The organism is Afifella pfennigii DSM 17143, from assembly GCF_000688515.1.
Taxonomy (GTDB): domain Bacteria; phylum Pseudomonadota; class Alphaproteobacteria; order Rhizobiales; family Afifellaceae; genus Afifella; species Afifella pfennigii.
This window is the reverse complement of the sequence record NZ_JHZK01000001.1, coordinates 318,475-341,289: the sequence shown is the minus strand read 5'-3', so window position 1 is coordinate 341,289 and position 22,815 is coordinate 318,475. Positions and strand designations below refer to the sequence as shown.

Here is a 22,815-nt window from a genome sequence, read left to right as displayed (position 1 = left end):
CGGGCGCCTCAGCTCTTGCGGCCGGCTTTGGTGCGGGCCGCGGCCGCCTCGAGGAGATGGCTCTCAAGCGCCTTGGCGGCGCCGCCGAGCAGCGCCGAATCGCGGCGCATGATGCACAGGCGGCGCATCGCCCAATCGTCGGAGAGCGGACGCCCGTCGATACGGTAAACCTTGACGAAGCGGGTGACGCCGCTCTCGCGGATGAAGCCGATGCCGAGCCCGGCCTCCACCAGACGCCGCAGCGAATCGTGGCGCGTCACCTCGAAATGCTTGCGGATGGGATGGTCGATCATGGCGGCGGCGTTGACGATCATGGCCTCGATGGAGGCGCCGCCGGCAAGCGAGATGATGTCGTGCTGCAGGGTGTCGGCGAAGGCGATCTTTTCCTCAGCGCGACGCCCCTCGAACAGGGAGTGGCCGCGCGGGCCGATGACCCAGACCGGATCGTCGGCGTAATCGTGCCGCTCCAGATCGGCGGGAATTTGATGATCGGCGCTGATGCCGAGATCGCACAGACCGTCGGCGACCATGCGCACGGCCTCGCGATGGGCGCGCTCCATCAGCATGACATGGACGAGCGGATGGTGCTTTTCGAACGAGCGGAGATCGTCGGCGAGAGGGCCGGCGAGCGCGGCGGAGACGACGGAAAGGCGCACCTCGCCGCGCGTGCCTTCGGCGAATTCGGCAAGATCGGCGGTGAAGCCGTCCGTCAGTTCGACGATACGGCGCGCCCGCTCAATGACCGCTTCGCCGACAGCGGTCGGCACCACGCCGCGGTTGCTGCGGGCGAAGATCGGAAAGCCGATCTCCGCCTCCAGATCGGAAATGCGCTTGCTGACGGCCGAAGCGGCCATGCCGAGCTGATCGCCGGCAGAAGCGATGCTGCCGGTATGCTGCACCGCAAGGACGCAGCGCAGCGACAGGACGTCGAGCCGTCGCAAGCGCCCGCGCGCCGATCAGCGCGTCGTCGGCTTGGCCGCGCGGGAGAGACGCTCCAGCGCGTTGTCCGGCAGGCGGTTCTCCGCCTCCGCCTCGGCGGCCAGCTGACAAGAGGTATGGAAGACGGACATGAAGGTCGCGATCGACCGCCCGAAGCGCGCCAGAGAGGCGCCGAGATTGGGCAGGAGATGCGGTGTTTCGTGGTGCAACCGGGTTGCCATCGTGTGTGCTCCTAGGTGGTGCGTTGACCAGGACATAGGCTTCGTTTTGGCATCGCACAATGGCAGATATGGAAGGGCTGCCATCGAAAATCGCGATGGCTCTTCGCCGCGCGCCGAAATGGCGCAAAGGCGCGAGGCGCTGCCTATCGGCGGTTGCGTCAGCCGTCTGTAAATCGCTAAAAAGGTGCAAAAAGAAGGGGATGGCAGCCGCGCCTGCGACGCCAGGCCTCATCGCCCTCTAGACGGTGGCGGCGGGCGCCTCGCTGCGCTCGGCCTGCGTCGCGGTGACGGCGATCATGTGCAGGACGTCCTCGGCGCTGCAGCCGCGCGAGAGGTCGTTGGCCGGCTGGCGGAGCCCCTGCAGGATGGGCCCGATGGCGAGCGCGCCGCCGAGCCGCTCGGCGATCTTGTAGCCGAGATTGCCGGCATCGAGGTTGGGAAAGACGAAGACATTGGCCTGGCCGGCGACGGCAGAGCCCTGCGCCTTGCGCTCGGCGATGGCCGGCACGAAGGCGGCGTCGAATTGCAGCTCGCCGTCGATGGCGATGTCGGGGGCCGCGGTGCGGGCAAGCGCCGTGGCCTCCACCACCTTGCTGACATGGCCGTGGCGGGCGCTGCCGGCGGTGGAGAAGGAGAGCATGGCAACGCGCGGCGTCTGGCCAAGCACCGTCTTGCAGGAATGCGCCGATTGCAGCGCGATCTCGGCAAGCTCGGCGGCGCTCGGATCCACCACCAGGCCGCAATCGGCGAAGATGAGGGCGCCCTTCCTGGCGTGATGCTCGGCGCAGAAGAGCATCAGGAAGAAGCTGGAGACGAGATGGCGGCCGGGCTCCATGCCGATGATCTGCAAGGCGGCGCGCACCGTGTCGGCGGTGGTGTGGACGGCGCCGGCAAGGGTGCCGTCGGCATAGCCTTGGCGTACCAGGAGGGCGGCGTAGTTGAGCGGCTCGCGGACCTTCTGGCGCGCCTCCTCCGCGCTCACCCCTTTGTGGCGGCGGAGTTCGGCATAGGCCTCGGCGAATTCCTCAAGCAGCGGGGAGGTTTGCGGATCGTGGATGTCGAAACCGTCGGGGTCGCCCCCCGCATCGCGGATCTGCGCGCGCACGATATCCGGCCTGCCGACTAAAATGACGTCGGCGACGCCCTCGCGCACGGCGCGCACGGCGCCTTCGGCGATGCGCGCATCCTCGCCCTCGGCGAGCGCGATGGTCCGGCGGCTCTGCGAGGCCTTGGCCAGGATGTCGCGCAGCGGTTTCATCGTCCCTCGCTCGTCCTCCCTGTGCAAGCGAAGCACGGGCGGCGCCGGGGCGCCGCCCGGCCGGCCGTCACACGGCCTCCTGCTCGCGCGTATCGGCGGGGTCTATGCCGGCAACCTCCACCGGCTTCTTCATGGCGTCGCGGCGGAAGGGCTCGCCGAGCTCCTGGTTGAGAACCGCCTCGATGAAGGTGGTCTCGCCCTTGGCCTGCCGCTCGATCGCCTCGTGCAGGGCGTGGGTCAGCTCTTCCATGGTGCGGGCGGTGACGCCGACAAGGCCGCAGCCCTCGGCCACCTTGGCGTAGGACAGATGCGGGTCGAGCTCGGTGCCGACGAAATTGTCGTCGAACCACAGCGTCGTGTTGCGCTTTTCCGCGCCCCACTGGTAGTTGCGGAAGACGACCATGGTGATCGCCGGCCATTCCTCGCGCCCGATCGCCGTCATCTCGTTCATGGAGATGCCGAAGGCGCCGTCGCCGGCAAAGCCGACCACCGGCGTGTCGGGGGAGCCGATCTTGGCGCCGATGATCGCCGGAAAGCCGTAGCCGCAGGGGCCGAAAAGGCCGGGCGCCAGGTATTTCCGCCCCACATCGAAATCCGGATAGGCGTTGCCGATGGCGCAGTTGTTGCCGATATCGGTGGAGATGACGGCCTCGCGCGGCAGGGCCTGCTGGATCGCCCGCCAGGCCATCCTGGGGCTCATCCGGTCCGGCTCGCGGTCCCTGGCGCGCTCGTTCCAATCGGTGCCGGGATCGTCGTCCTCGTGATCCATGGAAGAAAGCTGCTGGCGCCAGCGCGAGCGCGTCTCGGCGATGAGGTCGCGCCGCTCCTGGCGCCGGTGGTCGCCGGCGCCGGCGTCGAGGCCGGCGAGGATGGCCTCGGCGACCTTCCTGGCGTCGCCCTGGATGCCGACGGCGACCTTCTTGGTCAGCCCGATGCGGTCGGCGTTGATGTCGACCTGGATGAGCCTGGCGTCCTTCGGCCAGTAATCGATGCCGTAGCCGGGCAGCGTGGAGAAGGGGTTGAGGCGGGTGCCAAGGGCCAGCACCACATCCGCCTTGGCAATCAGCTCCATCGCCGCCTTGGAGCCGTTGTAGCCGAGCGGGCCGACGGCGAGCGGATGATGGCCCGGGAAGGCGTCGTTGTGCTGGTAGTTGCAGCAGACCGGCGCGTCGAGGCGCTCGGCGAGCTCGCGCGAGGCGTCGATGGCGCCCGCCAGCACCACGCCGGCACCGTTGAGGATCACCGGGAACTTCGCCTCCGACAAGAGCTTCGCCGCCTGCGCGATCGCCTTTTCGCCGCCCGCAGGCCGCTCCAGGCGGACGATCTGCGGCAGTTCGATGTCGATGACCTGGGTCCAGTAATCGCGCGGCACGTTGATCTGCGCCGGGCCGGAGGAACGCCAGGCCTTCTCGATGACGCGGTTCAGAACCTCGGCGATGCGGGAAGGATCGCGCACCTCCTCCTGATAGGCGACGCAATCCTTGAACAGCGCCATCTGCTCCATCTCCTGGAAGCCGCCCTGGCCAATGGTCTTGTTGGCCGCCTGGGGCGTCACCAGAAGCATCGGCGTGTGGTTCCAGTAGGCAGTCTTGACGGCGGTGACGAAGTTGGTGATGCCGGGCCCGTTCTGGGCGATGCACATGCCCATCTTGCCGGTGGCGCGGGTGTAGCCGTCGCACATATAGCCGGCGTTGCACTCATGGGCGCAGTCCCAGAAGGTGATGCCGGCCTTGGGGAAGAGGTCGGAGATCGGCATCATCGCCGAGCCGATGATGCCGAAGGCCTGGCGGATGCCATGCATCTGCAGGACTTTGATAAACGCTTCTTCCGTTGTCATCTTCATGTCTGGCAAACCCTTTCACGCGTTCCTTCAAGGCGCGCGGGGGAACCGGCGCGCCGCTTGTCCTTTTTCTGGCTCCTTCGCTCAGGCCGCCTTCAACAGGCCCGGCGTCTCACTCGGTACGTCGGCGACGGCGACACCGGCCGCTTCCAGGGCGCGCCGCTTGGAGGCGTAGTCGCCCTTGCCGCCGGAGACGATGGCGCCGGCATGGCCCATCTTCTTCCCCGGCGGCGAGGCGCGCCCAGCGATGAAGGCGGCCACGGGCTTTGCCATGCCGCTGGCGTATTCGGCCGCTTCCTCCTCGGCCGATCCGCCGATCTCGCCACAAATGACCACCGCGTCGGTGCCCTCGTCCTCATCCAGGAACTGGAGCGCCTCGCGCGGCGTCGTGCCGATCATCGGATCGCCGCCGACGCCATAGAAGACGGAGACGCCCATGCCGGCTTGGACCAGATTGAGACAGAGGAGAGTGCCAAGGCTGCCGGAGCGCGAGATGACGCCGACGCGGCCCGGCTTGAAGACGCGCTCGTTGAAGGCCGGCATGATGCCGGCGAAGCTCTCGCCCGGCGTGACGAGGCCGGCCGTGTTCGGCCCGACGATGCGCGCTCCGCTCGCCTTGGCCGCGGCATGCATCTCCATGACGTCGTGGGAGGGGATGTGCTCCGTCAGGCAGACGATGAGCCTGGCGCCGGCCTCGCAGGCGTCGATGGCCGCCGCCCGGGCGCCCATCGGCGGCACGAACATCAGCGCCACGTCGAAGGGCTCTGCTGCCGCCGCCTCGCGAGCGCTGGCGAAGACCGGCCGGCCGAGATGTTCCGTGCCGGCCTTTCGCGGATTGACGCCGGCGACGACGTCGGCGCCGTAATCGATCATGGCCTCCGTCCAGAAGGTGCCCTGCTTGCCGGTCATGCCCTGAACGAGGATTTTGTGATGCTTGCGCAAGATCATGCCGCGGCCTCCCGCGCGGCGGCCACAGCCTGACGCACCGCGTCGTCCATGAGGTCGGCCGGCTTGATGCCGAGCTCGCGCTCCACCAGCGCCACCGCCTCTTCCTCGCCCGTGCCGTGGATGGTGAAGAAGACCGGTATGTCCGGGTCAAGCGCCTTCCAGGCCTTGACCACGCCGTCGGCCATGACGTCGGTGCGGGCGAAGGCGCCGCAGAAATTGACCAAGAGGCTGCGGATATCGGGGTTCTTCAACAGGATGGAGAGCGCCACCTCGGCCTTGGTATAGGCCTCGCCGCCGATCTCCAGGAAATTGGCCGGCTCGCCGCCGAAATGGGTGATGGCGTCCATCGTCGTCATCGTCAGGCCGGCGCCGTTGGCCAGGACGCCGACGGAGCCGGAGAGCTCGATGTATTTGAGGCCGGCGGCGGCGGCCTCCGCCTCCAGCGCCGTCGTCTTCGGCGGGGCGGCCTTCTTCGCCAGCTCTTCCTGGCGCGGCGCGGCGGCATCGTCGAGGGTGAGCTTGCAGTCGAGGGCGACGAGCTTGCCGTCGGCGGTGAGGCAGAGGGGATTGATCTCAACGAGCTCGGCGTCGACCTTGCGGTAGAGGGCGTAGAGCTTCGTCAGCACCTCGGCGACGGCGGCCTCGGCCCCGTCGAGCCCGAGGCCTTCCAGCCCCGCCTTCGCCGCTTCCAGCGACAGGCCCTCGTTGATGTCGACCGGAATGCGGCGCATGGCGTCGGGGTCGCGTTCGGCCGCCTCTTCGACGTCCATGCCGCCCATGCGGGAAAAGAGAACCACCGGATTGCGCGCGGCGGTGTCGTCGAGAACAGCGGCGTAGAATTCGCGGGCGATCGGCACCTGTGCCTCCACCAGCAGGCGCTCTATCGGCCAGCCGTCGATCACCATGCCGAGAATGGCCTCGGCGTAGCGCGCAGCTTCCTCGGGGCTCGCGGCGAGCTTGATGCCGCCGGCCTTGCCGCGCTTGCCGGTCGGGGCCTGCGCCTTGACCACGCAGGGACCGATCGCCTCGGCGGCGGCCGCCGCTTCCCGCGGCGTGGCGACGAGACGGCCCTTCGGCGTTTCGATGCCGGCTTCGTTCAAGAGCGGCTTGGCCGCGTGTTCCTCAAAGTTCATGTTCGCTCTCAAGCCCCGTATTTCTTCCAATAGGCGCCGAAGAGCTCCTCTTCGGACGGCTTGTCCTCGGCAATCGTGGTGACGAGGTGGGTGACGTTGATGAAATGGCGGACATTGAGGTTCTCCGAGATGGAGTTGTTCGCCCAGGTGCCGCCGCCCATCGACAGGGTGAAGGGCAGGCAATTCTCGAAACTGCCGCCATTGCCGAAGGTATGGGCCTGGTTGACGAGGACCCGCACCACGTCGGTGCTCGCCGCCAGCTCGTGCGGGCGCTGCGGGTCGGCGGTGTGGATGCCGACGGAATGGCCCTTGCCCTTCACCTCCAGGATGGCGCGCACGATGCGCCTGGCGTCCTCAAAGTCGCTGGCGCGGTAGACGGTGAGGACGAGGGAGAGCTTCTCGTCGGCGAAGGAGTTCCGCCCGCCGACCTCATCCTCCTCCACCATGAAGAAGCGGGCCCTCTTGGCCTCCTCCGGCAGGCCCATCGCCTCGGCGCTGACATCGGCGTCCTTGGCGATGACATGGCGGTTGAGATGGCCGTCCTGCCACAGGGTGGCGGCGATCTTGGCCTTCTCCCCCGGCGAGGCGCGCCAACCGCCGACGCGCTGCAGCGCGGCCATCGCCTCCTCGTAGACGGCATCGAGGATGACGACGGAGTTTTCCGAAGAGCAGGAGGTGGCGTTGTCGAAGACCTTGGAGGCGCAGATTTTCTCGGCCGCGTCGTCAAGGTCGGCGGTCTCGTCGACGATGACGGGCACGTTGCCGGCGCCGACGCCGATCGCCACCTTGCCGGAGCGCATGGCGCGCTGCACGTTGTTCTGGCTGCCGGTGACGACGACGAGATCGGCGCGCTCCATCAGCGCCTGCGTCGATTCCTTGGAGACGGGCGCGGGCAGGATCTGCACCAGATCCTCCGGATGGCCGCATTTCGCCAGCTCCCGGCGCATCAGCTCGACGGTCCGCGCCGTGGTCTTGGCGCCGGCGGGGGAGGGGGCGATGATGACGGCGTTGCCGCCTTTCAGCGCCATCATCGCCTTGTTGACCGGCGTCGCGGCGGGATTGGTGGAGGGGCAGATGGCGGCCACGACGCCCACCGGCTTGCCGTATTTGACAAGGCCGCGCTCCGGAGCCTCCTCGATGATGCCGACGGTCTTCGCGCGCATCAGGTCGCGCAGCGTGCCGAATGTCTTGCGGGTGTTCTTGACGATTTTGGAGTCCACGTCGCCAAGCCCCGTATCGGCGACGGCGAGCTCGGCGAGAAGGCGGGCATGCTCCGGCTTGTAGATCGACCAGGCGAGCGCGGTGACCGCCTCGTCGACGCGCGCCTGGTCATCGTTCTCGTAGGCGTCCATGGCGCGCCGGGCCCGCGCCAGAAGCTCGGTGACGACCTGCACGGGGTCATCGCGTAGGGGAACGGTCTTGGTTGCGGTGGCCACGTATCTTTCTCCTTCGTCTGTCGCGAAAGGCTCCGGCTCCGTCAGTCCAGGAGCGCTTTCTGGATCTCCTTGCCGCGGATCTCGCTGACGATGCTGGTGACGATCGCCGCCAGGCCGAGCAGGATGAGGATTGCCGCGATCGGCCGCTCGAAGAAGCCGAGCAGGTTGAAGTCCATGAGCTGCATGGATTTGGCGAAGGCGGATTCGCCGAGCTTGCCGAGGATGAGGCCGAGGACGATGCCGGCGGCCGAATAGCCGGTGGCGCGCAGGAAGTATCCGACGACGCCGGCCAGAAACATCACCCAGACATCGATCATCAGGTTGCGCAGGCCGAAGGCGCCGACGGTCGCCAGCATGAGGATGCCGGGCGCCAGCCAGCGGAAGGGAATGCGCAGGATATGGACGACGGTCTTGGTCTGCACCCAGCCAAGGCCGATGATGGCGACATTGGCCCAGAACATCGCCGCGAAGGTGACCCAGACGAGATCGCTGGAATTGATGAAGATGAGCGGCCCGGGCTCCATGCCGTGGATCTGGAAGATGCCCATGATCATCGCCGTCAGCGCGCCGCCCGGCAGGCCGAGGGCGAGAAGCGGGATCATCGCGGCGCCGGTGGCGGAATTGTTGGCGGTCTCGGAGGCGACGACGCCCTCCAGCTCGCCCTTGCCGAAATTCTTGCCATTCTTCGACCAGCGCTGCGCCTGGCTGTAGCCGAGGAAGGCGGCGAGGGTGGCGCCGATGCCCGGCAGAACGCCGGAGAAGAAGCCGATGACGATGGAGCGCAGCATGGTGAAGCGCACGCGCCAGAACTCGGCCAGGCTGGGAAAGTCGAGTGCCGCCTTGGGACGCTCGCGCGTGCCCTTGGAGATGTTGATGGACTGGGCGAGCACCTCGGAGACGGCGAAGAAGCCGAGGATCATCGGGATGAAGTGGATGCCGGCGGACAAATAGTAGGACTGGTATTGAAGCCCGAAGAAGGAACCCTCGTTGAAGCGCGGCACGCCGGCCACCGGATCGGTGCCGACGGTGGCGATGAGCAGCCCGGCGAAGACGGACAGCCAGCCCTTCCACAAGGTCTTGGCGCCGATGGAGGCGGAGACGGCGAGGCCGAAGAAGATCAGCGCGAAGATTTCCGGCGGCCCAAAGGAACGGATGGCGAAGCTGGCGACGAGGCCGGTCGCCGTCATCATCAAAATCGCCGAGGCGACACCGCCGACGGCCGAGCACATGACGGCGGCGCCGATCGCCTTGCCCGCCTCGCCCTTCTGCGTCATCGGATAGCCGTCGAAGCAGGTCGGAGCGTTTTCCGGCGCGCCAGGGATGTTGAACAAGATGGCGGTGATGGCGCCGCCGAAGACGCCGGCGCAGTAGATGACGGAAAACAGCATCACCGCCTCGGTCGGGTCCATGGTGGCGGTGAAGGGCAGGAGCACGGCGCCGAGCGTCAGCATGTTGACGCCCGGAATGGCGCCGAAAAGCATGCCGCCGACAAGGCCGAGGGCGAAGATGAGACTGGTGTGAAAGCTGCCGAAAAGGGCGAGCGTGCCGCCGAAGAAAAGGTCCATGGCGCGCCCCTAGAGCCCGGTGCGCGCGATGGCGATGATCGCGTTGTTGAACTCGTAGAAGCCGTCGAGGCGGCCGTTGGGCAGCGCCACATAGAAGAAGCGCGTGAAGATGAGCAGAATGAGGATGTAGACGATGCCGGTGACGCCCGCGATCACCAGTGGCGAGCGTACCTCCAGCAGCAGAAGAAGGGCGACGATGAAAACCGGCGTGGCGACGTAAAAGCCGATCAGCGGCGTGACGTAGAGATAGACAAAGGGCAGGACGAAGATCGCCGCGCGCTGCGCCAGACGGTGGCCACCGTCCTGGGTGGCGGCGCCGGTGGCGGAGGACGGCTCTTCGGCCTCCTCGCCGCGGCCGGCGAGCTTATAGACGAGCTGGCAGGTGGCGCCGAGGGCGATCAAGAGGCAGATGGCGCGCGGCCAGCCGGTGGCGCCGAAAGAGAAGTTGGCGATGTCCTCGTCGAAGAAGCGGGTCTGGGAGTAGGCCAAGCCCGCGATCGCCATCCAGATCAGCCACTCGATGACGGGCCCGCTATGACTTGCGAGCGTTGCGGGCGAATTTCCGGCACCCGAACGAGCATTGCTCAACTTCGTTTCCTCCTTGTCGTCGCACAGGCATAAGAAAAGCCGGCAGAGCGCATGCCCCGCCGGCTTCTTTCCCGCTCGCTCAGTTGCTCATTTCGGCGAATTTTTCCTTGTAGGTCTGAGCGGCGTTGTTGATCAGCTCCACCGCGCCCTCGCGATCGCGATAGGAATCGATCACGTCCATGAACTTGTCCTTGTTGAAGTTCTGGAAGCTCTCGGTGTTGAAGCCCGCCTCGCAGACGGCCTCCAGGTAAGCGACGCGATCCTCAGGCGTGCCGGCCTTGACGTAGAAGCCGCGGAAGCGGGTCAGCGGCTCGAACTCGGCGCCCACCTCGCGGATGGTCGGGGTGTCGGAGAAGAGTTCCGGACGCTCGTTGAGGAAGGTGACGATCGGCTTCATCTGGCCGGCCTCGAGGAAGTTGCGCACGTCGCCGGGCTGCTCGAAGAGAGCGTCGACATGGCCGCCGATCAGGGCGCCATAGCGCTCGGCGGGCTTGTCGAAGGAAATCTGCTTGGTCTCGATGCCGACCACTTCCTCCAACTGGTCCATGCTGATGCGCTCCATCGACTTGGCCTTGCCGACATTGGCGATGGAGACCTCGCCCGGATTGTCCTTGGCGTAGGCGACGAAGCTCTCCCAATCGGAGAAGCGCTCGTCGTCGCTGCGGATATAGAGCTGGTTGAAGGTGATCTGCGCCATGCATAGCGGGATCCAATCCTCAGCCGGATTTTCCCTGATCTCGCCGGAAGCATAGGCGGAGACGGCATCGTCGATGGCTTCCATGATGGTGTAGCCGTCGGCGCGCGCCAGCATGAAGTCGGGGATGGCCGCCGTGCCGCCGCCGCCGGGCTTGTTGACGACCTGGAAGCTGAGGTCGGAGACTTCCTCCATGGCGCTCGCCATGGCGCGGGTCAGCTGATCGGAGCCGCCGCCGGCGCCGTAGGGCACGATGATGGTGATGGGGCGATCGCCAAATCCGTCCGGCTTGGCCATTTCCTGCGCGATAGCCGAGCCGGCCGTCAGGGCCAGCAGACAGCCGCCGGCAATCGCAGCCCGCGATAGAATGCTCGTCATTGGAGCTCCTCCCTGTTGAGCCGCTTGTTCTTGGCGCGGCCTAATTGTTGAATTTTGATGCTAACAAGGGTTTGTCCCTCCGAGGAAGTGGAAAAACTTGGTATTAAATTCAGAATTCGTGAAGAAAGGGACGGGATGTCCATTCGACAATGCCGGGCGGTGCGCGCCATCGCCGATCACGGCTCCTTCGCCGCCGCCGCAAGGCGTCTCAACATCACCCAATCGGCCATCAGCATGCAGGTGACGAGCTTTGAGGAACGCCTCGGCGTGACGCTCTTCGACCGCACGCATCGTCCGCCGCGGCTGACGGAGGCCGGACGCCTCGTGCTCGCCCATGCCCGCGCCATCGTCGGCGAATACGACGCCATGCTGGAGGCCTTGTCGGAGGATTACGCGCATGGCGGCGCGCTGAGGATCGGCGTCATCCCGACGGTGCTCACCAGCCTGCTGCCGGCGGCGCTGATGGTGCTGCGCAATCGCGGCGCGACGGCGCCGACGGTGACGGTGACCTCGGCGCTTTCGGGAGACCTCGCCACCTCCGTGGAGCATGGCGAGCTCGATGCGGCGCTCATCCACCGGCCGAAGGAGCTGCGGCCGGGCCTTGTCTGGCGCGAGATCAAGCGCCAGAAGATCGTCGTCATCGCGCCGGGCAGCACGCGCGAGCCGGACCTTGCCACGCTGTTCGCCGCCCAGCCCTATATCCGCTTCAACCGCGCCGCCTGGGTGGCGCCCCTCATCGAGCGACGGCTGAAGGAGATGGGCCTGGAGCCCAACACCACCGCCGAGTTGCAATCGATCGACGCCATTCGGCTCCTCGTCGGCCTCGGCTTCGGATTTTCGATCATCCCCTCCGTCACCGACGGGGCCGACGATCCCTCGCTGCGCATGATGGAGTTCGGCGATCCGCCGCTCTACCGCACCATCGGCTTCGTCATGCATGCCTCGCTCGCCGAAAGGCCGGTGGCCCGCATCGTCGGGGACGCCTTTGAGAAGGCGGCGCATCATCAATCGTCTTGAAAAACGAAACGATTCTGATCATTTTCCCGGCCCCACAGCCCGGAAAGGCCCGGAATGCTCTCGCGACAACAGCCGTCCGACCAGGCGTCGATCGCGCGGATCGAGCTCTATCGGCTGCATGTGCCGCTGAAGGTGCCCTATCGGCTCGCCTTCGGGCCGCAGCACGGCTTCGACTGCGTGCTGGTCAAGGTGACGGACCGGGAAGGCCGGTCCGGCTGGGGAGAGGCGACGCTCCTGCCCGGCTACACCGAAGAGACGGCGCAAAGCGCCTTTGCCCTGGCCTCGGAGATCGCCCCCTATCTCATCGGCTGCGCCGGCGATGAGGCCGAGCGCAGGATCGCGCACCTGCCGGCGAAGCTTTCCTTCACCGCCTGCGCGCTGCGAACGGCGCTGGAGCAGACCGCCGAGCATCCGATTCTGGGCACCGCCGGGCGGGCGCGGCTTCTCGGCGCCATCAACGAAAAGCCGGAAAACCGGGCGGCGCTGGAGGCGGAGATCGAACGCCTCATCGGCGAGGGCTACACCACCTTGAAGATGAAGGCCGGCTTCGATTTGGAGCGCGACCTTGCGGCGGTGGCGCTCGTTCAGGAAATCGTCGCCGGACGCGCCATGCTGCGCATCGACGCCAATCAGGGCTTTACGCGCGAGGAGGGCGTCGCTTTCGCCGCGGGCGTGGCGCCGGAGGGGGTGGAACTCATCGAGCAACCCTGCCAGGCGAGGGACTGGGAGGCGGCGGTGGCGGTGAAGCGGGCGGCCAAGGCGCCGGTGATGCTGGATGAATCCATCTACGGGCTCGCCGATATCCAGCGCGCGGCCGAGCTCGGCTGCGCCGACTTCATCAAGCTGAAGCTCATGAAGATGGCGGGGCTCGACCGGCTGATCGAGGGGCTGGCGATGATCCGCGCCTGCGGCATGCAGCCGGTGCTCGGCAATGGCGTGGCCACCGATCTCGGTTGCTGGATGGAGGCGGCCGTGGCCGCCGTGCATATCGACAATGCCGGCGAGATGAACGGCTTTTTGCGCGTCGTCGACGGCATCATGGACCCACCTTTGCTCGCCGAGGGGCCGGAAATCCTCCTCGACGGGAGGCGGCGTGTGCCCGATCCCGACAAGCTTGCCGCCTATAAGGTCGCCGAGGCTCAATTCGCCTGAGGCAGGGGCCGCGCGGCAAGGCGCGTCAGCAGAAGGGTTGCGGTGCCGGCAAGCGTGGCGGCAAACGCGAAACCGCCCCAATAGGCGCCGACGAGCATCGTCGCGGAAGCGAAGAGGCCCGGCCCGAAAATGCCGCCGAGGAAGACGAAGGTCATGGTGCCGGCCGTCGCCGCGCCGACCTCGCTCGGTTCCGCCGTCGCCGCCACTTCGGCGAGATAGACGCCGTTCCAGCTGAAGGCGCCGGTGGCGAGCACAATGAGAGAAGCGGCGAGGGGCAGGAAACCCAGCTGAAGAACCCCGCCGGCGGCGAGAGCGCAGATGAGTGCGGCGGCGGTCATGACGAGCGCCGTGGCGCGCAGGACCGGGCCGCCGCCCAGCCGGTCGGCAAGCGCGCCGAGGCCGATGCGCAGGGCGATGCTCGCCGCCATGGCGAGCGAGAAGGCGATGCCGGCGCGGTGGAGGCCGGCATCGGAGGTCCCCACCAGGAAGGTGACGAAGACGGCGGAGAGCGCGAACTGGATGCTGGCGAGGCAGGCGGCGACGACGGCGAGCAGCCGCAGCGACGGTTCGCGGGCGATGAGGCGCAGCGGCGTCAACGGGCTGGCGGCGGCAAGGCCGGTGCGATGCGCATCGAGGCGCGCGCGCCAGGGCTGGACGGCGAGCGCAAGCGCAAGGCAGATGCCGGCCATGGCGAAGAGCGCCACGTTCCAGCCGAAACGGGCGGCAAGAAAGGGCAGGAGGATGCCCGCCGTGGCGCCGCCGATCGGCACGGCCGTCTGCTTGATGGAGAAGAGGAAGCCGCGGCGGCTCGGCGGCGTCACCGCCAGAAGCAGGCTGGAGCTTGCCGGATTGCCCGGACCGTAGGCGAAGCCGATGAGAAGGGCGCCGAGAGCGATGCCGGCGAGCGTGCCGGTGCCGGAGACGAGAAGCGCCAGCGCGGCGATGGCGGCGAGCGCCTGGCTGAGGCGTACCGAGCCATGGCTGGCGATGAAGCGCGGCGCCATTTGACCCGATATCAGGGCGCCGATAAAGACGAGCGAGGTGTAATAGCCGACAAGTTCCGGTCGGAAATGGAGCGCCTCGGTCATCTGTGGCGCCAGGACCGGCACGGCGAGCGAAGCCGCCACCACCGCGGCCTGGGTCACCAGCATGACGATCAGCGCCGAGAGGGTCATGGCCCCCGCCAGAAAGAGACGAGCGTGATGGCGCAGGAGACGGGCGAAAGGGACGAGCCGCGCTCCGCCAGCGCCGTCAGCAAGGCGTTCAGGCTCCTGGAAATCCTCGCCGCGGCGGAGGAGCCGCTGCCGCTCCACGAGCTGGCGAGCCGCGCCGGCATGCCGAAACCCTCAGCGCTGCGCATGCTGGCGCAGCTCGAGGCGTGCGGCACGGTCAAGCGCGACCTCACCGGCAAGCGCTACGCGGTGGGCGAGACCCTGGCCGCGCTCGCCTCCACGACGATTGCCACGCTGGCGCGCCAGGGCAGCGCGCGCGACATCCTGCGCGGGCTTGTCGCCCGTACCGGAGAGACCTGCAATCTCGGCGTCCTGGAAGGCGACAAAATCCTCTATCTGGAGCGGGTGGAATGCGAGGAGCCGCTGCGGCTGCATCTTGGCGCCGGCTCGCGAGTGCCGCTGCATGCCACGGCCGTCGGCAAGCTTTTCCTCGCGCTTCTGCCGGAGGAAAAGCGGCGGCTGCTGCTGGAGGGGCTGGCAATGCCGAAGCTGACGGCCAAGACGCTGACCCGCAAGGCGCTGGAAGCGCAGCTGCCGGAGATCGCCCGCGCCGGGGTGTCGCTCAATCTGGAAGAGGCGAATATCGGCGTCATCGGCGTCGCCGTGCCGGTGCTGGACCGGCGGGGCCGGATGATGGCGGGGCTCGCCATCCATGCGCCGATTTCGCGCTTCGGCGAGGAAAGGGCGCGCGCCAGCGTGCCTGCCTTGCGCGAGGCAGCGGCGCAGATCGCCGCGAGCTTTAAGACGGGGACGCGGTGAGCTCACGCGATCTCCAATAACAGCTTGCCGCGCGTGGTACGGTTCTCCAAGGCGCGGTGCGCCTCGGCCGCCGCCTCGAGCGGGAAGGTGCGGTCGATGACGACATTGAGGCGGCCGGAGCGCAACATGGCGAAGAGATCGGCGGCGCGCCCGGCGATCTCCTCCGCGCTCGCCATGTAATCGGCAAGGTGCGGACGGGTGAAGAAGACCGAGCCGGCCTCGGCGAGCTCCAAAGGCTCGATGCTTTCCACCGCGCCGGAGGCGCCGCCGAAGAGGATGCAGGTGCCGCGGCGCCTCAGGCTGCGCAGGCTCCCTGCAATGGTGTTGCGGCCGACGCCGTCATAGACGACGGCAACGCCCTCGCCGCCGGTCAGCTCCATCACGCGCTCACGGAAATCCTCCTTGCGGTAGAGGATCGCATGGTCGGCGCCGCGGGCCCTGGCGATCTCCGCCTTGTCCTCGCTGCCGACGGTCGCCAGCACTTCGGCGCCGCGCGCCTTGGCGAGTTGCACCAGAAGCTGGCCGACGCCGCCGGCGGCGGCATGGACGAGGCAGCGCTCGCCCGGCCGCAGAGGGTAGGCGGAATGGGTGAGATAATGTGCCGTCATGCCCTGCAGCATCAGCGCGGCGGCCGCCTCGTCGGAAATATCGTCGGGAAGCCGGGCGAGGCGCCAGGCGGGCACGGCGATGAAATCGGCATAGCTGCCGCGGGCGAGCGAGAAGGCGACGCGCTCGCCGGCGCAAAGCCCTTCGACCCCCTCGCCGATGGCCTCCACCGTGCCCGCTCCCTCCATGCCCAGCACCATGGGCAGCGGCGTCTTGTAGGTATCGGAGCGTTTGTAGACGCCGGAGCGCATGTAGACGTCGATGTAATTGACGCCGGCGCGCCTCAGCCGGAGAAGCGCCTCGCCCGGTCCAGGGCGCGGCGGCTCCACGCTTAGGGCCTCGATCGCATCGGCTCCGCCGAATGCCCTCACGCCCATCGCGCGCATGCGACCTCCTCTCCAGTTTACGCAATGTATCGTTTCAATTTTTCACGTTAGTGCAAAGGCGCGCAGGGGCACAACCGCTCGCATTGGCTTGAGAAGAATTCCAAGAAACGATACGCTTCGTTCCGTTTTTCGATGTTTCAGGCGGGAGGCGTCATGCCGCTGATCGATACCGATGTCCATGAGAGCTTCGCCGGGGTGAAGGATCTCGTGCCCTATCTGAAGCCGCCCTACAAAGACTGGATCGCCGCCGGCGCCTGGCGCGGCTTCAGCCAGCCCTTCGCCTATACCTCGCCCGGCAACGGCAACCGCGCCGACGTTACCAACCCCGACGGCTCGGCCTCGGTTTCCGATCCGGCGCTGATCAAGCGCGACGTGCTCGACGCCTACGACGTCACCTATGCGCTTCTGACCGGCTACTTCTATCCGACGGGCCTGAAGATGCAGTACGGCCTCGCCTCGGCGATGGCGGCCGCCTACAACGACATGGTCGCGGAGAAATGGCTCTCCTTCGACGACCGCCTGCGCGGCTCCATCCAGGTGAACGCCCGCGATCCTGAGGCCGCGGCGCGCGAAATCGATCGCATGGCGACGCATCCGGCGATGGTGCAGGTGATGCTGCCGGTGGTCGACGACATCGCCTACGGCCATCCCTACTACCGGCCGATTTTTGCGGCCGCCGACCGCAACGACCTCGTCGTCGCCTTCCACCACACCGTCTTCGCCGAAGGGCCCTACGGGATGGGCCTCAGCTATATGGAGCGGCATTCGCTCATCCCGCTGGCCATCATGGGGCAGGTGATCAGCATCATTCTCAACGGGGTGTTCGACGCCTTCCCGAAGCTGCGTTTCATCATGCTGGAAGGCGGCTTTTCCTGGCTGCCGCATGTGATGTGGCGGATGGACCGGGAATACCGCCAGGGCAGGGTGGAGGTGCCGTGGATCAAGAAGCTGCCGAGCCAGCATGCGCGCGAGCGGCTGCGCCTGGCAACGCAGCCGAGCGAGGATATCAGCAACGAAGCGTTCTTGAAGGTTGTCGACCTCATCGGCACGGACGAGTTGCTCGTCTTCGCCACCGACTATCCGCATTTCGATTTCGACGACCCCGACGCGGCCGTGCCGAAAGGCCTGCCGGAGGAATTGCGCCAGAAGATTTTGTGGAAGAACGCGGCGAGCCTTTACGGCTTCGACGTTCCGGGCGCGGGCGCCGTCGCGGAGGCGGCGGAATGAGCGCGGCGACACGCTACGATGTCTGCGCGGCGGAGGAGGTGAGGGTCGGGGCGCTGACGCCGGTGCCCTTTGGGCGCGCCACGCTGGTTCTGACGCGGCTTCCCTGCGGCAGCCTGAGGGCGCTCGCCGGGCGCTGCCCGCATCAGGGCGCGGCGCTCCAGTTCGGTTGCGTGACCGGGCTGATGGAGGGCGAGTGCGACGGCGCGATAGCGGAGAGCCGGGCCGGCGAAGTGCTGCGCTGCCCCTGGCACGGCTTCGAGTTCGACCTAGCCAGCGGAGAGCCGGTGGTGGCGCCGCCGGCGGCGAGGCGCATGCGGCTGCGCTTCTTCGATGTCAGCGAAGAGGCCGGGCGCGTCATCGTCAGCAAGTAGACGAGCGCCTCAGGCGAGGTCCAGCATCTCGGCGACGAGCCGGCCCGTGGCGATCTGCCGATAGCCGGCTTCCACGAAGCAATAGCCGGAAAAGGCGAGAAGGCCGAGCGCCGTCAGAACGAACAAAATGCCGCCGAAGGGCAGATTCTGAATGGCGACGAGCGCGTCCTCAAGACCGGGGGCGCTGGTGGCGTCGTAGATGCCGCCCGCATAGAAGGCGAGGACGCCGATCACCACGAAAATCAGTCCGCGGGCGATAAGGCCGAAGGAGCAGACGGGCTTCAGGAAGGGCGCGCTGCCGGGCTCAAAGACGATGTACTTCTCGTAGCCGGCGCGCCAGCCCTTGGCGATGTGTGCAAGGCCGACGCCGATCGGCACCAGCGACAGGGCCAGCGCCGCCCAGCGCCCGCCCTTGTGGCCGAACAGCCATTGCAGCCAGCCGCTTGTGGGATCACCCGAACCGCCGCCGGAGCCGCCGGAGCCGCCGGAGCCGCCGATGGCGACGATGAGGCTGACGACGAAGACGGCGAGCGCAAGGTGGATGACGCCGCTGAAGAAGAGGGCAAGACGGATGACGAGCGCCCTCGGATCGGTGCCGTGGCGGTCAAGATCGGCCAGCGACTGGGCGAAGCGCCAGAGCGCGAAGGCGACGAGACCGAGGCCCAGAAGGGAGACGAGAAGGCTGCCGAAGGGCTGGCCCAGCAAGGTGCGCAGAGCACCATGCGTGCCTTCGGTGCTGCCGGCGCCGATGGCGGCGAGAAAGGCGAGGCCGCCGACGAGCAGATAGACCATGCCGCGCGCCGCATAGCCGGCGCGCGCGCCCCATTTCAGCCTTCGCGATATCTCCGTGCCGATGGCGTCTCTCCCTGCAAGGTTGAGGCAACGCCGGGCCATCGGGGCGGTTCCGCGGCGCGCCGCCGGCGCGCCGGGCCAGGCACGGCGGCCGGGCGGCAAACTCCAAGTCCTATAGATGAATGTTGCCGATCATCGCGGCTTCGGCGCCACGCCTGCAGTCGACCGCACCGCTCTATCCTGCGAGACAAGCTCGATTTTGCGAGGAAAGAGACGAAGTTTGACACAACCGTGCGGGCCTGTCGCGCAGAGGCGAGGGCGACAAGTAGAATTTCCTATAGAGGAATTGACATGACGGTCGTCGTGCGTAACCTGAAAAGGTTCCCATTCCCTCAGAGGACTGAGAACAGGGAGGCAGCATGAAAGATAAGGCCGCGAGCCATAAGCTGCTTGAAAACACCGCATCGACCGCCAAGCACCGGCTGATTTCCGACCGATTGCTGAGCGAGATCGAGGTGGGCAAGTGGCGTCCGGGCGATCAGCTGCCTTCCGAGGAGCAACTCGCCGCCGATACGCAGGCAAGCCTCGGAACCGTGCAGCGGGCCCTGCGGAACCTCGTGGAGATGGGCGTGGTGGAGCGCCATCACGGGCGCGGCACCTTCGTGTGCGGGGCGCGGGCGCCGGAACGGCATCTGACGCATTTCCGCTTTCTCGCCGAAGGCGGCAAGCAACTCCTGCCGGTCTATTTCAACATCCTCGACATCGACACGATCGAGGAAACCGGGCCCTGGCAGGACTTCCTCAAGGAGAGCGAGGGGCGCTTCGTGCGCATCCGCCGCATCGCCTCCATCAACCACGAATTCGAGGCCTTCAGCGAGGTCTATCTGCCGGCCGAGCGTTTCGCCGGCGTGGCACGCATGAAGCGCGCCATGCTCGACGGCGTGTCCATCCGCGACATGCTCGCCGAGCGCTTCAACGCCCCCACCATCAAGATCCGCCAGACGATGCTGTGCCAGGCGCTGCCGCCGCGCGTGACGCGCCTCATCGGCGTGCCGGCCGGCCAGTACGGCATCGTCTGGTCGATCGGCGCGATGAGCTACCGCGACGCGCCGATCACCTGGCAGCGCATCTTCCTGCCGCCGAGCGACCGGGTCCTGGAGATCGCGCCCGGTCCGGCCTTCGAGATGGCGACGAAAGCTGCAAGCAACTGAGAAGGCCCTGGGCCCAAAAACGAGAGCAGGCAAGGCGAGCCTGCCGAGAATGCCCGACCCGCCGTGCCGGCGGTTCCCACAGCCTGCAAGAGGAGAAATTGCAATGAGTTCTTCCCATCCGCTGCGCCTTGGCTCCGGCCTGACGCGGCGCCTCGCCATCCTCGCCGGTGCCGCCCTCATCGCCTCCGCCTCGCTCGGCGGGGCGCTCGCCCAGGACATGCCGGAGATGGAGCTGAAATTCGGGCATCCCTATAACGAGGATCACCCGCTGGCGAAGGGCGCGCAGCGTTTCGCCGACACCGTGGCGGAGCGCAGCGGCGGTAAGCTCACCGTCACCGTCTATCCCAACAGCACCATCGGCTCCTCGCGCGACCTGGTGGAGGCGATGCAGATCGGCGTCGTCGATTTCGCCCTGGTGCCAACGACGAATGTGGCGAGCTTCTATGCGCCGCTCGACATCTTCTATCTGCCCTTCCTCTTCCGCGACCGCGAGCATGCCTACGCCGTCTCCGACGGGCCGGTCGGCCAGAAGCTCTACGCCGATATGCTGGATAAGATCGGCATCCGCACGCTGGCCATGTTCGAGAGCGGCTTTCGCACCATCACCACCCGCGACAAGAAGATCGAGAAGCCGGACGACATGAAGGGCGTCAAGTTCCGCGTCGTCAACAACCCGCTCAACCTCGCCACCTTCAAGGCCCTCGGCGCCAATCCGACGCCGATGGCGCTGTCGGAGGTCTTCACCGGCCTGCAGCAGGGCACCGTCGACGGCCAGGACAACCCGATCGGCAACGTCAAGGCCTTCGGTTTCGACAAGGTGCAGGACTACATCACCCTCTCCAATCACCAATGGGCCGGCATCATGTTCCTGGCCGACGAGAAGATGTGGCAGGAGCAGCCGGAAAACGTGCGGGCCCTGTTCCAGGAAGCGGCGCTGGAAGCCCAGGAATGGGAGCGCAAGGCGCTCAACGAGCAGGAGGGCGAGTATCTGAAGGAGATGCAGGCGAACGGCATGACCGTGACGCGCCTTTCGCCGGAACAGAGCAAGGCCTTCCAGGACGCCATGGCGCCGGTCTGGGAGGAGTACCGCGCCAAGCTCGGCGAGGAGCTCATCCAGAGCGCGGTCGAGGCGAAATAGCGGGCCGTCGCCCGGCCGGCTCAGCGGAGACAATCCTATGGCGCTCCTTCGCAGGCTCTTCGACCTCTCCGAGGTGGCCCTGGCGGCGATCTGCGTCGTCATGCTGGCGGTGATGGTGGCGCTCGGCATCGCCACCGTCTTCTTCCGCTTCGTCCTGGAAAGCTCGCTCGCCTTCCCCGAGGAGCTCATCCGCTACCTCTTCGTGTGGATGATCTTCCTGGGGGCGGCGATCGCGCTGAGGCGCGGCGCGCATGCGGCGATCGGCGTCTTCGTCTCTCACCTGCCGAGGCCCTTCCAATACGCCGCCCTCTACCTTGCCGCGGCGGTGAGCGCCGGCTTCTTCATGGTGCTCTTCGTCAAGGGCATCGCCCTATCCAGGCGGGTGGTGCCGCAGATATCGCCGGCGCTGGAAGTCTCCATGGCATGGGTCTATGCGGCCGTGCCGGTCGGAGCCGCCTTCATGCTCCTCTACACGCTGGAATCCTTCCTCAAGCAGCGGCGGATGACGGTGGCGGAGCTGGAACGGGCGGGAAGCTAGCTTGACATTCTCATCCCCCCTGCCGGCGGCTCGTGCCGGCGACAGCCCCGAAGGCCTCACCGCATGACGACGACAGCCATCTTCCTGGTGCTGCTCGGCCTGATGTCGATCCGCACCTCGATCGCCGTCTCGCTCGGCATGGCGAGCCTCGTCGGCCTGCTGCTCAGCGGCATCGACCTGGAGATTATCGTGCAGCGGATGGTCGCCACCAACAATTCCTTCCCGCTTCTGGCCATCCCCTTCTTCATCCTGGCCGGCGAGATCATGTCGACGGGGGGCATGTCGCGCCGCCTCGTCGATTTCGCCGGCTCGCTGGTTGGGCATCTGCGCGGTGGGCTGGGGGCGGTGGCCATCCTCGGCTCCTCCTTCTTCGCCGCGCTCTCGGGTTCCAACGCAGCCACCGTGGCGGCCATCGGCGGGGTGATGAACCAGCCGATGGCGGAAAAGGGCTACCGGCCGGCCTATACCGCCTCCACCATCGCGGCGGCGGGCGTGACCGGCATGATCATCCCGCCGAGCATCCTGCTCATCCTTTACGGCGTCGTCACCGGCGTCTCCATCGCCGACCTTTTCCTGGCCGGCGTCGGGCCGGGCATCCTCATTTGCCTCAGCCTGCTGTTCCTCAACTGGTTCATCACCCGGCGCGAGAATGTGGAGAAGGTGCCCTTCCAGGGCATTGGCGAGATCTTCCGCACCTTCCGCGCCGCGATCCGACCGCTGCTCATGCCGGTCATCATCCTTTCCGGCATCTATGGCGGCGTGTTCACGCCGACGGAGGCTGCCGTGGTGGCCGTCGGCTATGGCCTTTTGGCCAGCTTTCTCTTCGGCGAGCTCACCTTCGCCTCGCTCTACCGCGCCTTTCTGCGCGCTGTCGTCTCCTCCGCCGTCGTCATGTTCATCATGAACTGCGCCGGCGTCTTCGCCTGGCTCATCACCATCAACCAGATACCGCAGGGCATCTCCGCCTTCCTCGCCTCTGCGACGGCGAGCCCTCTAGTCTACCTCCTCTTCGTCAATCTGTTCCTGATCTTCGTCGGCTGTCTGATGAATGCGGCCGCGGCGATCGTCATCTTCACCTCCATCCTCTATCCGGCGGCGATGAGCTTCGGCATCGACCCGGTGCTGTTCGGCATCATCATGGCGGTGAACCTGTCGATCGGCACGGTGACGCCGCCGCTCGGCGTCGACCTGTTCATCGCCTCGGCGATCACCAAGGTCTCCATGGAGCGGATCGTGGCGGTGATCTGGCCCTATGTCCTCATCCTCATCGTCGATCTTCTTCTCATCACCTACTTCCCGCCGATCTCCACCTTCCTGGTGAACGTCTTCAAGTGAGCCCGGTCAACGCGACCGCCATCGATGCGGGCGGGCGCCGCGCCGCCGCCC

The 22,815-nt window shown here is 66.9% G+C and carries 22 protein-coding genes; 9 read left to right on the top strand and 13 right to left on the bottom strand.

Going from position 1 to position 22,815, the window contains the following annotated elements; all coding sequences use genetic code 11:
• Positions 1 to 8: 8 nt before the first annotated feature.
• From Q331_RS0101675 to Q331_RS0101630, 10 genes are all read right to left on the bottom strand, one after another.
• Positions 9 to 941: a LysR family transcriptional regulator gene (locus Q331_RS0101675; protein WP_026379238.1), complete on the bottom strand. Its 933-nt coding sequence runs from the start codon at positions 939 to 941 to the stop codon at positions 9 to 11.
• 15 nt (positions 942 to 956) lie between these two features.
• Positions 957 to 1,160, bottom strand: coding sequence for a hypothetical protein (locus tag Q331_RS0101670; protein ID WP_156953234.1), 204 nt, complete (start codon positions 1,158 to 1,160; stop codon positions 957 to 959).
• 238 nt (positions 1,161 to 1,398) lie between these two features.
• Positions 1,399 to 2,418 (bottom strand): phosphate acetyltransferase, encoded by a 1,020-nt coding sequence (pta, locus tag Q331_RS0101665; RefSeq protein ID WP_026379236.1) that lies wholly within the window; start codon positions 2,416 to 2,418, stop codon positions 1,399 to 1,401.
• A 67-nt stretch (positions 2,419 to 2,485) separates the two neighbouring features.
• On the bottom strand, positions 2,486 to 4,261 hold the full coding sequence (gene xsc / locus Q331_RS0101660) for a sulfoacetaldehyde acetyltransferase (protein ID WP_026379235.1): 1,776 nt from the start codon (positions 4,259 to 4,261) through the stop codon (positions 2,486 to 2,488).
• Between the two features lie 81 nt (positions 4,262 to 4,342).
• The gene (locus tag Q331_RS0101655; protein WP_026379234.1) at positions 4,343 to 5,206 is read right to left on the bottom strand and encodes a succinate--CoA ligase subunit alpha; all 864 of its coding nucleotides are present in this window, start codon (positions 5,204 to 5,206) and stop codon (positions 4,343 to 4,345) included.
• Positions 5,203 to 6,339, bottom strand: a complete 1,137-nt coding sequence (locus tag Q331_RS0101650) for a succinate--CoA ligase subunit beta (protein ID WP_026379233.1) — start codon at positions 6,337 to 6,339, stop codon at positions 5,203 to 5,205. The genes Q331_RS0101655 and Q331_RS0101650 overlap by 4 nt, the downstream gene beginning before the upstream one ends.
• 8 nt (positions 6,340 to 6,347) lie before the next feature.
• Entirely contained in the window at positions 6,348 to 7,775 is a 1,428-nt protein-coding gene (sauS, locus tag Q331_RS0101645; RefSeq protein ID WP_026379232.1) for an acylating sulfoacetaldehyde dehydrogenase, read from the bottom strand.
• Positions 7,776 to 7,816: 41 nt separating this feature from the next.
• Positions 7,817 to 9,340 carry a tripartite tricarboxylate transporter permease gene (locus tag Q331_RS0101640; RefSeq protein ID WP_026379231.1) on the bottom strand — a complete coding sequence of 508 codons (1,524 nt, stop codon included), beginning with the start codon at positions 9,338 to 9,340 and terminating at the stop codon, positions 7,817 to 7,819.
• 9 nt (positions 9,341 to 9,349) lie between these two features.
• Positions 9,350 to 9,844: a tripartite tricarboxylate transporter TctB family protein gene (locus Q331_RS0101635; protein WP_026379230.1), complete on the bottom strand. Its 495-nt coding sequence runs from the start codon at positions 9,842 to 9,844 to the stop codon at positions 9,350 to 9,352.
• A 163-nt stretch (positions 9,845 to 10,007) separates the two neighbouring features.
• Positions 10,008 to 11,000: a tripartite tricarboxylate transporter substrate binding protein gene (locus Q331_RS0101630; protein WP_026379229.1), complete on the bottom strand. Its 993-nt coding sequence runs from the start codon at positions 10,998 to 11,000 to the stop codon at positions 10,008 to 10,010.
• Positions 11,001 to 11,135: 135 nt separating this feature from the next.
• Between Q331_RS0101630 and Q331_RS19500 the strand changes: the two genes are divergently transcribed.
• Both Q331_RS19500 and Q331_RS19495 read left to right on the top strand, forming a co-directional pair.
• The gene (locus tag Q331_RS19500; protein WP_051630332.1) at positions 11,136 to 12,017 is read left to right on the top strand and encodes a LysR family transcriptional regulator; all 882 of its coding nucleotides are present in this window, start codon (positions 11,136 to 11,138) and stop codon (positions 12,015 to 12,017) included.
• Between the two features lie 54 nt (positions 12,018 to 12,071).
• The gene (locus Q331_RS19495; protein ID WP_051630330.1) at positions 12,072 to 13,169 is read left to right on the top strand and encodes a mandelate racemase/muconate lactonizing enzyme family protein; all 1,098 of its coding nucleotides are present in this window, start codon (positions 12,072 to 12,074) and stop codon (positions 13,167 to 13,169) included.
• Here the strand turns inward: Q331_RS19495 and Q331_RS19490 are convergent.
• Positions 13,157 to 14,344 carry an MFS transporter gene (locus tag Q331_RS19490; RefSeq protein WP_051630327.1) on the bottom strand — a complete coding sequence of 396 codons (1,188 nt, stop codon included), beginning with the start codon at positions 14,342 to 14,344 and terminating at the stop codon, positions 13,157 to 13,159. The genes Q331_RS19495 and Q331_RS19490 overlap by 13 nt on opposite strands.
• A gap of 27 nt (positions 14,345 to 14,371) precedes the next feature.
• On the opposite strand from Q331_RS19490, the gene Q331_RS0101610 reads away from it, so the two are divergent.
• On the top strand, positions 14,372 to 15,160 hold the full coding sequence (locus tag Q331_RS0101610; RefSeq protein ID WP_026379228.1) for an IclR family transcriptional regulator: 789 nt from the start codon (positions 14,372 to 14,374) through the stop codon (positions 15,158 to 15,160).
• Between the two features lie 2 nt (positions 15,161 to 15,162).
• Here Q331_RS0101610 and Q331_RS0101605 read toward each other — a convergent pair whose 3' ends face one another.
• The gene (locus Q331_RS0101605) at positions 15,163 to 16,152 is read right to left on the bottom strand and encodes a quinone oxidoreductase family protein (protein ID WP_026379227.1); all 990 of its coding nucleotides are present in this window, start codon (positions 16,150 to 16,152) and stop codon (positions 15,163 to 15,165) included.
• A 153-nt stretch (positions 16,153 to 16,305) separates the two neighbouring features.
• Here Q331_RS0101605 and Q331_RS0101600 point away from each other — a divergent pair, with 153 nt between their 5' ends.
• Both Q331_RS0101600 and Q331_RS0101595 read left to right on the top strand, forming a co-directional pair.
• Positions 16,306 to 17,379: an amidohydrolase family protein gene (locus tag Q331_RS0101600; RefSeq protein ID WP_026379226.1), complete on the top strand. Its 1,074-nt coding sequence runs from the start codon at positions 16,306 to 16,308 to the stop codon at positions 17,377 to 17,379.
• On the top strand, positions 17,376 to 17,750 hold the full coding sequence (locus tag Q331_RS0101595; protein WP_026379225.1) for a Rieske (2Fe-2S) protein: 375 nt from the start codon (positions 17,376 to 17,378) through the stop codon (positions 17,748 to 17,750). The genes Q331_RS0101600 and Q331_RS0101595 overlap by 4 nt, the downstream gene beginning before the upstream one ends.
• 9 nt (positions 17,751 to 17,759) lie before the next feature.
• Here Q331_RS0101595 and Q331_RS0101590 read toward each other — a convergent pair whose 3' ends face one another.
• Entirely contained in the window at positions 17,760 to 18,644 is an 885-nt protein-coding gene (locus tag Q331_RS0101590) for a DUF1206 domain-containing protein (protein ID WP_051630325.1), read from the bottom strand.
• A gap of 317 nt (positions 18,645 to 18,961) precedes the next feature.
• Between Q331_RS0101590 and Q331_RS0101585 the strand changes: the two genes are divergently transcribed.
• The 4 genes from Q331_RS0101585 to Q331_RS0101570 all read left to right on the top strand — a co-directional run bounded on the left by Q331_RS0101585 (position 18,962) and on the right by Q331_RS0101570 (position 22,764).
• Positions 18,962 to 19,753, top strand: a complete 792-nt coding sequence (locus Q331_RS0101585; RefSeq protein ID WP_026379223.1) for a GntR family transcriptional regulator — start codon at positions 18,962 to 18,964, stop codon at positions 19,751 to 19,753.
• A gap of 103 nt (positions 19,754 to 19,856) precedes the next feature.
• A complete protein-coding gene (locus tag Q331_RS0101580) occupies positions 19,857 to 20,891 on the top strand; it encodes a TRAP transporter substrate-binding protein (protein WP_051630323.1) in 1,035 nt (344 codons plus the stop codon).
• 37 nt (positions 20,892 to 20,928) lie between these two features.
• A complete protein-coding gene (locus tag Q331_RS19485) occupies positions 20,929 to 21,429 on the top strand; it encodes a TRAP transporter small permease (RefSeq protein WP_026379221.1) in 501 nt (166 codons plus the stop codon).
• 63 nt (positions 21,430 to 21,492) lie between these two features.
• Positions 21,493 to 22,764: a TRAP transporter large permease gene (locus Q331_RS0101570; protein ID WP_026379220.1), complete on the top strand. Its 1,272-nt coding sequence runs from the start codon at positions 21,493 to 21,495 to the stop codon at positions 22,762 to 22,764.
• Positions 22,765 to 22,815: the final 51 nt, after the last annotated feature.